This is a genomic window from Apibacter mensalis, from assembly GCF_001418685.1.
GTDB lineage: Bacteria > Bacteroidota > Bacteroidia > Flavobacteriales > Weeksellaceae > Apibacter > Apibacter mensalis.
The window spans coordinates 276,737-291,121 of record NZ_LIVM01000001.1 but is presented as its reverse complement, the minus strand read 5'-3'; the positions used below and the strand labels follow the sequence as shown (position 1 = coordinate 291,121).

General features: G+C 30.3%; 13 protein-coding genes. 1 reads left to right on the top strand and 12 read right to left on the bottom strand.

All coding sequences use genetic code 11. The features are described 5' to 3' along the window. Positions 1–54 precede the first annotated feature (54 nt). Positions 55–2,055 carry a ComEC/Rec2 family competence protein gene (locus ASC36_RS01280; RefSeq protein ID WP_055424666.1) on the top strand — a complete coding sequence of 667 codons (2,001 nt, stop codon included), beginning with the start codon at positions 55–57 and terminating at the stop codon, positions 2,053–2,055. On the opposite strand, the gene ASC36_RS01275 is transcribed toward ASC36_RS01280, so the two are convergent. From ASC36_RS01275 to metN, 12 genes are all read right to left on the bottom strand, one after another. Further along, entirely contained in the window at positions 2,039–2,539 is a 501-nt protein-coding gene (locus tag ASC36_RS01275) for a thioredoxin family protein (protein ID WP_055424665.1), read from the bottom strand. The genes ASC36_RS01280 and ASC36_RS01275 overlap by 17 nt on opposite strands. An 89-nt stretch (positions 2,540–2,628) precedes the next feature. Continuing rightward, on the bottom strand, positions 2,629–4,764 hold the full coding sequence (locus ASC36_RS01270) for a TonB-dependent receptor (protein ID WP_055424664.1): 2,136 nt from the start codon (positions 4,762–4,764) through the stop codon (positions 2,629–2,631). A gap of 160 nt (positions 4,765–4,924) precedes the next feature. Beyond that, a complete protein-coding gene (locus ASC36_RS01265; RefSeq protein ID WP_055424663.1) occupies positions 4,925–5,635 on the bottom strand; it encodes a C40 family peptidase in 711 nt (236 codons plus the stop codon). Between the two features lie 202 nt (positions 5,636–5,837). After that, positions 5,838–6,221 carry a DUF3276 family protein gene (locus ASC36_RS01260; protein WP_055424691.1) on the bottom strand — a complete coding sequence of 128 codons (384 nt, stop codon included), beginning with the start codon at positions 6,219–6,221 and terminating at the stop codon, positions 5,838–5,840. A gap of 120 nt (positions 6,222–6,341) precedes the next feature. Then, on the bottom strand, positions 6,342–8,099 hold the full coding sequence (locus ASC36_RS01255) for an ABC transporter ATP-binding protein (protein WP_055424662.1): 1,758 nt from the start codon (positions 8,097–8,099) through the stop codon (positions 6,342–6,344). Positions 8,100–8,206: 107 nt separating this feature from the next. Next, the gene (locus tag ASC36_RS01250) at positions 8,207–9,214 is read right to left on the bottom strand and encodes an aspartate-semialdehyde dehydrogenase (RefSeq protein WP_055424661.1); all 1,008 of its coding nucleotides are present in this window, start codon (positions 9,212–9,214) and stop codon (positions 8,207–8,209) included. A gap of 37 nt (positions 9,215–9,251) precedes the next feature. Continuing rightward, a complete protein-coding gene (locus tag ASC36_RS01245) occupies positions 9,252–9,683 on the bottom strand; it encodes a hypothetical protein (protein ID WP_055424660.1) in 432 nt (143 codons plus the stop codon). Positions 9,684–9,795: 112 nt separating this feature from the next. After that, a complete protein-coding gene (locus ASC36_RS01240; RefSeq protein WP_055424659.1) occupies positions 9,796–11,040 on the bottom strand; it encodes a type IX secretion system plug protein in 1,245 nt (414 codons plus the stop codon). Then, entirely contained in the window at positions 11,033–11,725 is a 693-nt protein-coding gene (gene mtgA, locus ASC36_RS01235) for a monofunctional biosynthetic peptidoglycan transglycosylase (protein ID WP_055424658.1), read from the bottom strand. Before mtgA ends, ASC36_RS01240 begins: the two co-directional genes overlap by 8 nt. Positions 11,726–11,755: 30 nt before the next feature. After that, a complete protein-coding gene (metQ, locus tag ASC36_RS01230; protein ID WP_055424657.1) occupies positions 11,756–12,559 on the bottom strand; it encodes a methionine ABC transporter substrate-binding lipoprotein MetQ in 804 nt (267 codons plus the stop codon). 39 nt (positions 12,560–12,598) lie between these two features. Beyond that, positions 12,599–13,252, bottom strand: a complete 654-nt coding sequence (gene metI / locus ASC36_RS01225; RefSeq protein WP_055424656.1) for a methionine ABC transporter permease MetI — start codon at positions 13,250–13,252, stop codon at positions 12,599–12,601. Beyond that, entirely contained in the window at positions 13,245–14,276 is a 1,032-nt protein-coding gene (gene metN / locus ASC36_RS01220; protein ID WP_055424655.1) for a methionine ABC transporter ATP-binding protein MetN, read from the bottom strand. The genes metI and metN overlap by 8 nt, the downstream gene beginning before the upstream one ends. Between the last annotated feature and the right edge of the window lie 109 nt (positions 14,277–14,385).

The window sequence follows — 14,385 nt, the reverse complement described above, 5'->3', positions numbered from 1 at the left end:
TTTTATAAAATTTAAACTTCTAATTTGTAATTTTAGCTAGATAAATTATTTAATATGAGTCTTTCAAGAAATCCTTATGTATTTTACTGTTTGGCTTTGATAATGGGAATTTTTTTGTGTAAACTCATTTTTATTCCGATTTTTTACGTAATCATTTTACTTGGGTTATTGCTAATATTTTCCGTATTTATTGTAAACAAAATTGGTTGCAGGTGTTTGTTTTCAATAATAATCTTAATAAGTTGGGTTTTACTTGGAATTATTGTAATAGAATTAAATAACAGCATGGTAAATAATCATTATATAAATTATAAAGAAAATGGAAGAGCTCAATATCTTTCTGTCGTAATACAAGAGCAAAATAATTCAACTAAAAATTTTCGGAAATATAAAGCAAATGTAACATCTATTTCATATAAAAACCATCAAATTCATACTACCGGATCTATTATGCTTTTCGCTGAAAAACAGAAGTTTAATTCCGTTTTAACTTTAGGAAACGAATATACTTTGAAGCTTGTAATGACTGATCCGACCAGAGCAATGAATCCTCACCAATTTGATTACTCGAACTATTTAAAAAGAAATTACATTTTTCAGATTGGTAAAGTAGATAAAATTATTTCAGAATCGCCACATACTTCAATAATATATACGATTAAAAATTTTAATCAGTATTTAATTAAAAAGATTGAAAGCTCAACTTTAAGTGAAGATTCAAAAGAATTTTTAAAAGCTTATTTATTAGGAGATCGGTCGGAAATGAAAAAAGAATCCATAAATGTTTATTCTAAATCTGGAATTATGCATTTGATAGCTATATCAGGAATGCATATTGCTTTGATTTTTGGTATCATTTTCAATACATTAACTATTTTAATGAAAAGTGGAAATAGAAAAATTATAATTATAGTTTCATTACTCTTCGTATGGTTTTTCGGATGTTTCGTGGGTTTGTCTTCTTCTGTATTTCGTTCATGCTTGATGATAACAATCTATTATTTTTTTGAATTGTTAAAACGTAACGGATCTATCTATCATAGTATGTCTTTATCTGCCATCATTATTCTTTTATGGGATCCAAATGAAATATATTCGGTTGGTTTTCAATTAAGTTATATCGCCGTATTTTTTATCTCCTGGCTATCCCCAATCTTTACAAACATTATGAACGTTAAGAATAAAGAAATTAATAAGTGGATAATAAATCCTTTTGCAGTAACCATAGCTGCACAATTGGGAACAGTACCTTTTGTATTATTTTATTTTCATCAATTTTCTTTGTTATCTATTCCTATCAATATTTTAATAATTCCTTATACATTTGTTATTACCTATGCATCTATATTAGAATTATTTCTGGTTTGTTTGCCTTGGGAATATCAAGAATATTTTTCATTTATTTATGATTTTTTAGTTAAGATTTTAATGGATGCTACCTATTATATTTCTTCAGTAGAATCTTTAATGCTAAAAAATATTACGTTGAATTTATGGGAATTATTGTCAATAACAATTGCTTTAATTTTTTTTAAAAATTATCTTTCAGGATTAAAATTAAGGAACTTATTTCCTTTTTTATTATGCATACTTGTCTTTAAATTGAGTATTTTATATAATGATTATAAAATATCATTGAAGAAAAATTTTATAGTATTCTGTCATGAAAATTCTTTATTGGGATTTAGGGATGGAAAAAAACTTTTAATAATGGGGGATTCTACTGAAAATTGGGAAAAAGTAAAACGGTATATAATAGAACCTTATAGTATTAGAGAAGGAATTACATGTATACAATTTAAACCTTTTAATGAAAATAAAATTTATAAATGGAAGGGAAAAATAATTCAAGTTTTAAATAATCCTTCCAAAAATTGTTTGGATTCCGTTGATTATGTAATTACGAATAATTTTTTAATTGACTGTGAAACGGTTACTGAAGGTAAAATTATAGTTACAGGAAATAAAAATAAATATATATATAGGCATAGTAACAAAGATTTTTCTAAATATTGGCACACTTCAACACATGGAGCTTTTACCTATTGTCTTTAGCCAAATTTTGATCTAGCTCGGATTTTACATTTTTTACTGTTTTTAAAAATTCATCGGGCTGCATAAACCCTGAAATCACATAAACAGTTTCTCCGTTTTTATTTATTAATGCTATGGAAGGATATCTTAAATTTCCCCCTAATGCATAATAAGCCCAAGATTGTATACCGGTTTGTCCGTTTGAAATATAATCGTATGTATTTCCTTTAAATGTTACTGATTCTTTTAATTCCGCGTTGAATTTTACCGGAATAAAATTCTCATTAATGTAAGAGGACACTTCTTGATTTTGGAATGTGTACTTATCTAAAAATTTACATGGACCACACCAATCTGTAAAAATATCCACAAATAACAACCTTGTATCTCCATGTATTTGTAAACTGTCTCCTTCTTGTAAATTTTTCCACTGTATTAATTTTTTATCTTGAGCGGCTATGCCTATTAATAACAAGGAAAAAAATAAAGTAAATAGATTTTTCATATTAAATCTTTAATACAAAAATATATATTAAAATAGAAATAGTCAACTAAAATAAATTTTTTATCCAAGGATAGTTAAAAGGCTTATTATTAGAATTTAATGCTAATACCAGTTAAGAAATTAAATCCGGCTTGAGGGTAATAATAGGGAATATTATCATAGTAATATCCATTATTTTCATATTGGTTATTAAAAATATTATTTAAGGCAAGCTTAAAATTAAAAGAGTTTATTGAAAATAGCGATGGAGAAAACTCAAAGACCATATCAGAGATATAATAACCGTTCAGTTTACCGTTTTTAGGTTCTTCATTGGTAAGATATTGACTACTTACATATTGATGCATCCATTTGCAATTTAAATTTTTTAGAGGCTTCCATTCTGCTGTAATATTTCCGATATAGTTAGGGGAGAAGGCAATAGTTGTATTTCCAAGCTCCTTTATATCAGAATCAGTTTCTTTTTTAAAGTTTATATTTTTATTAATACTTATAGTTGAATTTGCTGAAAGTGAAAATTTAGTAGATAATTGATAAGAGGCAGAAAGTTCAATTCCTGTCCGATAGCTTTTACCGCTGTTTTCTCTAATAAAGCTTCCCACATCGTTAATTTTACCGCTTAATACTAGTTGATTGATATAATACATGCCGTACCAGTTTGCGGAATATGAAAATTGACGGAAATTTTGTTGAACTCCTAATTCAATATTATGCATTAGCTCTGCTTTAACACTATTGTTTTCCAATATATCATTTCTGCTTGGTTCTCTTTGAGCAAGTCCATACGTTAAATATATGGAACCTTCTTCAATTTTATACGAAGTTCCTACTTTTGGATTTATAAAATTGTAATTTTTATCAAATTTTATAGCTCCACCATTCTTAAATATACTTTTCCCTCCGGGCACATCATAACCTTTATAATGAATGGTACGATATTGAATGTCTCCAAATAATTCCCAATAGGGAGTAAGATTGAATATCGCTTTAAAAAAAGTGGAAATCTCGTTTTTATTAGCTTTATTCCTATAATATTCATGATCTTTCAAGCCATTCGAAAAATATTCAGCCCAAATAACATTTCCGTGATGATATCCTTCATATGTGTTTGCCCCCATTCCAATTTCCAATTTCCATTTATTGATATTTCCTGAGGCACGATTTACTATTCCGTAAAAGTTATTATCCAACCATTGCCTCCGAATCAAATCTGAGCGCGAAATGGTTTCATTACCTATTATAATATCCTTTAATTTATAATTGGATAATTTGGAATTTTGCTTATATTCTTCATAATATCCTTTGCCACGAGTATAAAAAAGTGTTGAATTCACTACCCAAGAATTGCTAATTTTATGTTTAAAATATAAATGATAATGATCTTGATAATAATTATCAGTTTCGTTATTATAATAACGGATTATATTTCCGTCCTTCTCATAAATGGCTCCGCAAGAGTTGAAGGTTCTCCTTTTTTTCATCATTTCATCATTGATACCATTCCAAGATTGATATGTTTTTTCTTGTCCGCCAAACGTCATAATTCCGATGGATGTATTATTTTTTTCGTACAAACCATGAACATAATAAGAAAACAGGTCAGAAAAGGCCCGGTCAATATATCCATCAGATTTTATAAAAGATATCTTTGCATCTATTTTTAGTGTCTCATTAAAAAATTTTCCCGTCCCAAGCCCCAAGGTATGCTTATGGGTCTTAAATGAACCTATGGATTGAGCTGTTTGGAAGTAAGGGGTGTTAGAGGGTGTTTGTATTTTCGCATTAATACTAGCACCAAAAGACCCCGTACCTTCAGTAGAGGTTCCTACTCCACGTTGTATGGTAAGGTTGGATAAAGAAGAAGCAATATCTGGCATATTTATCCAGAAAGGACCTTGAGATTCTGCATTATTAATAGGAACTCCATTTAATGTTACATTAATTCGTGTCTGGTCACTCCCTCTTATTCTTAAACTTGTATAACCAATTCCTGCCCCGGCATCTGAAGTTGAAACTACAGAAAGATTATTTTTTAACAAGTAGGGGATATCTTGTCCTAAATTTTTACTTTCCAGTTGTCTTGCGGTTATTCGTTCTTTACTTATGGGGGCATTGCCGGATACAATAATTTCTTGCAATTCAAATAATGAATCTTTTTTAATCTGTGCTTTTAGGCTTAAATTAAAAAGAGCTATAACTAAATAAAACCAATCCCTTTTTTTCATAATAAAAAATCCCAGGGATATTGTTATAGGACTAAAAAAATAAGATTTCAAATAACTGTAATCTTTATCTAAGATTTCCCTTGACAACATTACTTGTCCAGGTTCTTAGGGTATAATCTCAGCCGTTAAACAGCACCCCTTAGTAGTGTTAAAGTTAATTTTATACGGAAGCCTTAGCTAGGCTATTACTATCTTGTGCTTTCTCACGTAATTTTTGTAAATCAATATCTGAATCTAAAATTCTTTTACCAGTCCTGAATTTTGAGCTCCAATAAGCAGTATCAAGAGAGGAAATAGTAACTCCTTTGGATGAAGAAGCATGAATGAAAAAAATTTCACCGGACGGGCTTACACTTTCAACAATTCCAACATGAGAAATCCTGCTTTTAGGCGTATGTGCAAAGAAAATAAGGTCTCCCTTTTTTAAATTATGTTTTGAAACAAAAGTTCCCCTATGGGATTGTTCAATTGATGTGCGAGGTAAAGAAATGTTTAATGCTGCAAATACATGTTGAACAAAAGAAGAACAGTCTATTCCACGTCTAGTTGTACCCCCGTATTTATAAGGAGTTCCCAAATATGTTTTCGCTTCATTTAATAAATTATAGACTCTTTTTGAAAATTTTTTTTCGGCATAGATATTGTTACTTTCGGTTAAAACAACATCTTTTCTTAATGTTGAAGAAAAATTTTCATCACTAATCGATGATGTATTGCATATTTTAACAGATTTTGGATGATATACCAACATTTCGTTAGTGCTAGGATATTTATAAGTATCGTTATTACTTGCTATGTAATTAGATACACAAGAGGTAGCAGAAGTTGAAATTACTATAATTACAGAGAGTATTTTTACTAATGACTTCATAATTCAAAGATGGTACAACTATTTTTTATAGTTTTCAAAAATAATAATCATATGCATATATATGCGATCAATTTAACTTTTTTCACAAATATTTAACAAATACCTTAAATATGTTAAATAAAAGTTAATTAAATAAAAAAACAGATATTTTCAAGATTAATATCTGTTTTTTTATAATATAAATTTATATTAAAAATGCTATCTAAATGTCATCGAAATTTACGTTGGTATAATTAGAAATATTTGCTGAATTAGCATTATTTTTATTTTCTTCAGTTTGAAGATGAAAATCGTCTCTATGTCTTTCAGAAATAACTTTTTCACCGGTTTCTTTAATAATGAAAGATGTAGTTTCTTCAAAGATGTCTTTGAAATTTTTAAAATCTTCCTTATATAAATAGATTTTAAATTTTTTGAAACCTAAAGCCCCATCTTCAGAAATATTCTTTTTGCTTTCAGTAATTGTTAAATAATAATCACCGGCTTTAGTTTCTCTTACATCGAAAAAATAAGTTCTTTTTCCTGCTCTTAATACTTTAGAGAAAATTTCATTTTCTTTCTTCTCTACATTTTCAAAATCATTCATCATATATGTGTTTTGTTTTTTATTGCCTTAAATTATGTATTTTAAGGGATAATAAAATATTATTTTTTTTATTTAAACAGAGCAAAATTATAAAAAATACTCTTAATATTACAATTGTTTTTATGATAGTTTTTGTGTAATTTGTTTTTTATATAATTCAGAATAAAAACCTTGATTTGAAATTAGATCAGAATGAGTTCCCATCTCAATAATTTTCCCTTTATCCAACACAATAATTCTATTTGAATGTTTAGCGGATGATACTCTGTGCGTAATAATTAGAGTAGTTTTAATACCTATATCATTTTCAATATTGGATAATATTTTTTCTTCAGTTTCAGTATCCACCGCTGATAAACTGTCATCAAATAAAAAAATTGTAGGGTCTTTAATAAGAGCTCTGGAAATGGATATACGTTGTTTTTGCCCCCCGGATAGGGTAACCCCACGTTCTCCAACTTCAGTTTGATAGTTGTCTTTGAATTCCATGATATTAGAGTGAATTTCTGCCTTTTTAGCGTATTTTTCAACTTGTTCTAAGGTAGCATTTTCAATTCCATATGAAATATTGTTATAAATTGTATCTGAAAAAAGAAAACTTTCCTGAGGAACGTAACCGATTTTATCTCTTATTATATTTATATTATGTTCGGATAGAGGTTGGTCGTCAATATAAATCATTCCTGAATTGGGCTCAATAAGTCGTTCTAACAATAGTGCAATAGTAGATTTTCCCGCCCCGGTCTTTCCCATAAAAACGATAGTTTCTCCGGGTTCTATTTCAAAAGATAAATTCGTTAGAGCTTGTATTCCTGTATTAGGATATGTATAAGATACATTTTCAAACCTAATTTCCCCTTTTATCGGATAAAGATTGAAATTAGAGTTTTTTATTTCTTCTTTAACACTTAAAAAGTCATTGATTCTTTCCATAGACGCCTCAGCTCGACGTATCATCGATATTACCCAACCTAAAGCTGTAAATGGCCATATTAAAACATTGAGATATAGAAAAAAATCTGTAATAGTTCCAACATTTATTTTGCCATCTATATATCTTTGGCCACCAATGTAAAGTATAAATAAGTTGCTCAATCCGATAATAAGGATCATTAATGGAGAAAAAATGGCTTCAGTTGTTGTAAGGGAAAGCGTTTCATTTCTATATTGATTCGATTGGTCTATATATTTTGATATGATATAATCTTCTTTAGTGAAAGATTTTATAACCCTTATTCCTGAAAAAGAATCTTGTACAAAGGATGAAAGTTCAGACTGTTTCCCTTGTACAATTTTAGTTTTCTTATTAATCACAGTGCTTTGATTATATATAAAATATGAAAGAAAAGGTAATGGAAGGATTGCGTAAAAGGTCATTATCGGATCAGAAGCTAACATATATCCGAGAATAATAATAAGCATTATAGATAAGTTGGCGCTATACATAATTCCGGGACCTAGGTATTGGCGTACATTTACCACATCTTCGCTAATACGATTCATGAGATCTCCTATTTTAAATTTTTTAAAAAAGCTGAATGAGAGTGTTTGATAATGTTTATAAATATTATTTTTAAGCTCAAATTCAATTCTTCTGGATGCAACAATAATAGTTTGCCTCATATAAAATTTCATGATTCCCGAAGTAATTGGAGCCAACACAATGATTCCACCATAAAGAAGCAGCTGTTTCAATAACTGCTTTTTATCTAGTGAATCCGAACTGGTAAGAGAATGAGCAATAATGTTAATGGCTTTTCCAATAAATTTTATCGGGAAGATAGTTAAAAAATTGGAAAGGATTATAAATACAACTCCATAAAGGAGCAATTTTTTATGTTTTAAAAAATATGGATTTAAAGTTTTTAAGGCACTCATAAAGGCAAAGTTACAAAACTTGTGGTTTTTATTTCTTATAAACTAAAAAAGAGTATCTGATTTAGTTACATCAGGTACTCTTTTCTATAAATTTATAAGTTGTAATGTTATCTTTTTTTATGCTGGATTAAATATTCGGCAATCTGAACTGCATTCAGAGCTGCACCTTTACGTATTTGATCACTTACACTCCAGAAGGCAATACCTTTTGGGTTGGTAAGATCTTTTCTGATTCTTCCTACAAAAACCTCGTCTCTTCCTGAAAGGAATAGAGGCATCGGATATTTCTTTTCAGATGGATTATCTTCTACAATAATTCCATTAAAATTTTCAAAAGCTTTTCTAATTTGTTCGACGCTTAATTCATCTTCGGTTTCTACCCATATACTTTCCGAATGCGCCCTCATAACGGGTACACGAACACAAGTTGCTGACACTTCTATATTTGAATGCATAATTTTACGAGTTTCATTATACATTTTCATCTCCTCCTTAGTATATCCGTTATCTGTAAAAACATCGATATGAGGTATTAAATTGAATGCCAATTGATAAGCAAATTTCTCAACATGGACCTCTTTTCCAGTAGTGGATTGCTTTACTTGTTCAATTAATTCATTCATAGCAGTAGCACCCGCTCCGGAAGCAGATTGATAGGAAGAGACATGTACCTTTTTAATATGAGATAATTGTTCAATAGGTTTTAAAGACACTACCATTTGTATGGTAGTACAATTAGGATTTGCAATAATACTTTTGGGGGTATTCAATGCATCTTCCGCATTCACTTCAGGTACAACCAAAGGTACTTCATCATCCATTCTAAATGCTGACGAATTATCAATCATTATGGCTCCGTGCTTAGTAATGGTTTTGGCAAAATTTAAGGAAGTTCCGCTTCCTGCGGAAACTAAAGCAATATCTACTTCTTTAAAATCATCATTATGTTGAAGTTCCTTCACCTTGTATTCTTTATCCTTAAATGTATAAATTTGTCCGGCACTTCTCTTCGATCCGAAAAGTACTAATTCGGTTAAAGGAAAATTTCTTTGGTCTAAAACTTTGAGAAGCTCTTGCCCAACCGCTCCGCTTACTCCAACAATTGCAATTTTCATAACTATAAACTTTAATGATTTTTAATGATTTATCTTTTTAGGATAAAAAGCTAGCCCAAAATGATCTTGGAATCATTCCAAGAACTAATGCAAGAGATACTGCTGACATAAGAAGCATCCAAACAGTAATTTTAGGCACTTTTTTAATTTTTGCATTAATAATTGTAATTAATGCACCTACCATAACCATGGAAAAAGGATGTTCTATATAATTTCGTCGCACTGCAGCAATTCCCATAATATCTTTCATGCTGGTACTTTGAAAGATAGGAGAGCTGAAAAATAATATTATTCCAAGAACTATCTGTGTATGTGTAAATATCAAAGCTAAAAGTGAGATTTTTTTGGCCTGACCACTAATAGGTCTTTCCTGCAAATAATAGATAAACGATACAACAGTAAGTAATAATACAAATACAAGGGTAATCATACCTACGTAGTGATGTATGTTTTTAAAAAGGATATACATAGATTTACTTTTATTTCTTTTTAAGAAGTAACAAAAATAGTAAACCTAATCAAATATATTGTTATTTAAATGATTTTTATTGAAATTTTAAATACTCATAATCAATAAACAATTATAATCTACTAGCTCTAACTTCACCATAACCGATAAGTGCATCATAAGTCCCTCCAAAAGGAGTATAGTATAGTAAACTTTGATACAGATTTTCGGTTTGCCAAAATGAGCCTGAAATTTCTGATATACTAAAGTGATTGTTTTTTTTGTCAACTGTTGCAATGGTATAATTATAATACCCTTGTTTTAATAGCAATGTTTTTATATACTTACCTTGATTATGATCATAAATCATCTTATTTGAATCGGAAAGCTCATAATTATTAAATAATCCGACTATATATAAATCTTTATTATCTAAAGGTTGTTTGAATTCCACAGAAAAATTTACCGGAGTGTAATCGCCTTCCGTTCTGGCATCCCTTTCTTGATTAAGATCAAATCGCCTGAAATAATAAGCACCATTTACATCTGGATTATAGGCATAAACTGGTGGATAAGGTATAATCGGATATAAATAGGTGAGGTATAGAGGATTATTTTCTAGGGAATTAGAAACTCCATAACCGGGGATAGCTATATTTTTCGTGTCGAAAGCATAAAATTCATTTCCTCCTTCAAAAGCGTTAGTAAGCTGTCCAAATGTGAAAGAATTTCCATTTATAAATTGAGGCTCTATATTATAGATAGCATTTTTCCAATTGTTATTTTGAAGTAAACTTAAAGACAGTTGTCTGGGGGAAATTGAATTGATACCAGAGAGGGTAGCCTGTGCTATTACTCGCTGTGTAATATTAGGATTTTTGGATGTTGAATACCTTTCATATCTTACATTAATATGTGCAAAATCTTCATAAAATGCAATTTTTTTACTGAATAAAGGCTGATGGTTGTCATTATATACGGTAAGAAGATAATTTCCCGAAATCTTAGGTTGCATGTCTTTGTTAGGAAATTCCAAGGTATAATGTGTGTAATTTTGTCTCGTATTAAAGGAAGGTTGGTAATCGTATATTTGAGGTAAAGTATACCCATCAATATATTCCGATTCAAAAAGAGTATCCTCATTCCAATTCCTGTCGTAATGCTTTATAGTATAATAAATTTTTTCATAGCCTCTATCTAGCATATCAAAAGTTAAAACAAACATACCATTTCCCATTGGGATGAAAGGGGTTTCATCGTTTGTGTCGGGATTGAATAATTGTATACCATTGACGGAAGAGCTATACACTTTTTCTAAAGCAGACTGTGAAAAACAGAGCTGAGAAAGTAAGCATAATAATAGAAGCTTTTTAAGCATTTTTAGTTTTTTTTAATTTGTAATAGTTCGAAAAAATTACTGTATCTTTTAAATTAGACATTTGTCGCATAATCCATAACTTTCTTTTTTGAATGAATTTTCCGTTAATGATTTTTCCGTATTCCCTAGGATTGGGTAAAAGAGCAGCCAATGTAGCAGCTTCACTTGTAGTAAGTTTAGAGGCCGGTTTATGAAAATAGTGTTGAGAAGCGAATTCTATACCATAAATGCCATCCCCGAATTCTATTACATTTAAATATACCTCAAGTATTCTTTTTTTACCCCAAATCCACTCAATAAGACAGGTGAAATATACTTCTAAGCCTTTTCTAACATAATTTCTTCCATCCCATAAAAACACATTTTTTGCTGTTTGTTGTGAAATGGTGCTTCCCCCTCTTTTAGGTGTTCCTTTTTTTTCAATTATTTTTTGTATCTCTTTAAAATCAAATCCACCGTGTTGAAAATATTTTTGATCTTCGCTGGAAATGACCGCAAGTTTTATTGAATTGGCCATACTATCAATTGGAACCCATTTTTTTTCAATGTTTGAACCATTTACAAAAAATCTTTTAAGCATGAGTCCTGTATAAGGAACTGGGATCCATTTATAAACTAGGACTATAAGGATGGATAATACAAATAATCCAATAAAAACCCGTTTAATCCATTTAAAAATCTTCATTAAAGTTCAATTGATAATAAAATGGATTACTTACCAACCTTTAACCGCTCCTCCCTTGAATTCACGATCGGTAGTTTCTGCGACTTCGTTCGATTGATAGGCTTTGATAAATTTTTTCACATTTTCAGCATCTTTATTATCTTCTCTTGAAACAATCACATTCATATAAGGCGAATCCTTGTCTTCGACAAAAAGTCCGTCTTTTAAAGTAAATCCCTCTTTAGCTGCAAATGTATTGTTGATTATGGCAATGGATACTTTATCATCATTAAGGATTTCTGTTAAAATAGCAGGGTCCATATCAATTATTTTTAAATTTTTAGGATTTTCAATTATATCCGATGCACTAGAAATAAGGCTTTTAGGGTCTTTTAATTTGATTAATCCTTCTTTTTGTAGAAGCAGTAAAGCCCTCCCTCTATTGGTGGCATCATTAGGAATTCCAATAGTGCTGCCAGATTGTAATTCATCCAGTGATTTTATCTTTTTGGAATATCCGGCCAATGGATAAATAAAAGTATTACCTACAATAGCAAGTTTATATCCTCTTTGCTTAATGATATGATTCAAAAAAGGTTTGTGCTGAATAATGTTAATATCAATATCTCCATCATTGAGTGCCGTATTCGGTAAAATATAGTCATTGAATTCAACTAATTCTACTTCTAAACCGTATTTTTCTTTAGCAATCTTTTGTGCGGTTTGGGCCACTACAAATTCTGGCCCGGATTCTACTCCTACCTTAATATAATTGGGATTATCTACCTGTTTCTTTTGGCAAGTGCTTAGTAAAATAGAAGAGACGAATAAGATAAATATTGTTAGTTTTTTCATTATTATTTCTTTTAGATGTTATTTTTTATGTTTAAATTTTTAACGGTGATCTACTTTTTTTGAAAAATAATCTCCCGCGAATTGGATTGCAAAAACAAGTAAAACTAATAATATTAAAACAAAATTCATAATTTCCATATTTTTATTTACATATCCTTCTTGATATCCTATTTTTCCCAAACCTCCGGCTCCTACAGTCCCACCCATAGCTGAATAACCTACCAAAGTAATCAAAGATATTGTAGCACAATTAATTAGTGAAGGAAATGCTTCCGGAAGTAATACTTTTTTAATAATTTGAAAAGGGGTTGCGCCCATAGCTTTGGAGGCTTCAACCAAACCACTAGGGACTTCCAATAAACTATTTTCAACCATTCTGGCTATAAACGGAGCAATTCCCAAGCTTAAGGGAACTAAGGCGGCAGGAACCCCGATGGAGGTTCCCACGATTAAGCGCGTAAAAGGAATCATCCATACAATCAAAATGATAAAGGGTATAGCACGAAATATATTAACTATGGTGGATACGGTATGATTGAAAACAAGATTTTCCTTCAGTTGCCCTTTACGTGTTATAAATAAAACAATTCCGACAGGTAATCCTATCAAATAACCAAAAAAACCGGAAATAAAAGTCATGGCTATGGTTTCCCAAGTTCCTTTTGCTAAGAGATCAATAATTGAGTTAGACATATCCTAATAAAGTTACTTTAATATTTTTACTTTTTAAATACTCTATAGCAGCTATTTCTTTGGAAATAGTGCCGATAAATTCCGTTAACATGACTCCGAACTTTACTCCACCTGCGTAATCCATTTGAGCGCTTATAATATTGTTATTGATATCAAATAATCTGGAAATTTCAGACAATACCGGCTCATCTACCGTATTTCCGGATATTTGTAATTTTAACAACGGGTGTTTACCTTCTTCCGGCATATGGGTAATACGTTTTTGGTAATCAATAGGTATTTCTAGATGTAAAGAAGACGATATAAAACGCTGAGCTAATTCAGTTTTCGGATTTGAAAAAATTGCAGAAACACTTCCTTGTTCAATTAGTTTTCCACGATTCATGACAGCTATATCATCACATATTTGTTTGACCACATCCATTTCATGTGTAATTAGTAAAATAGTAATTCCCAGCTCTTTATTTAAATCTTTAAGCAGAGACAAAATGGAGCGAGTAGTAGATGGATCTAAAGCGCTGGTTGCCTCGTCGGATAGTAAAACTTTAGGATTACTGGCTAGGGTTCTGGCAATAGCAACCCTTTGTTTTTGCCCTCCGGAAAGATTTACCGGATAACTGTCTAATTTATCGGTAAGTCCTACCAGCTCTACTAATTCGTAAACTCTATTTTTGATTTTAGCTTTAGAAGTATGGCTTAATTCCAAAGGAAAAGCGATGTTATCAAATACAGTTCGAGAGGAAAGCAGATTGAAATGTTGAAAAATCATTCCTATATTTTTCCGTGCCGCAGTTAATTTAGAAGGAGAAAGTTCCATCAGATTTTGACCATCAATCCATACCTCTCCTGAATTAGGTCTTTCCAATAAATTAACACATCTTATGAGTGTACTTTTTCCGGCTCCAGATTCACCAATGACCCCAACTATCTTTCCTTCAGGAACAGATAGGGAAATATTGGAAAGAGCTATGTTTTTCTTCCCTTTGTGGTCGAATGTTTTGGTAATGTTTTTTAAATCAATCATTTAATAGATTAAATTTTTTATGTCTTTATACGATTAGGGTATGTACAAAGGTACAAATAGTATACAGAAAGTCATATTAAAATACAATATTTACCACTATTGAATTATT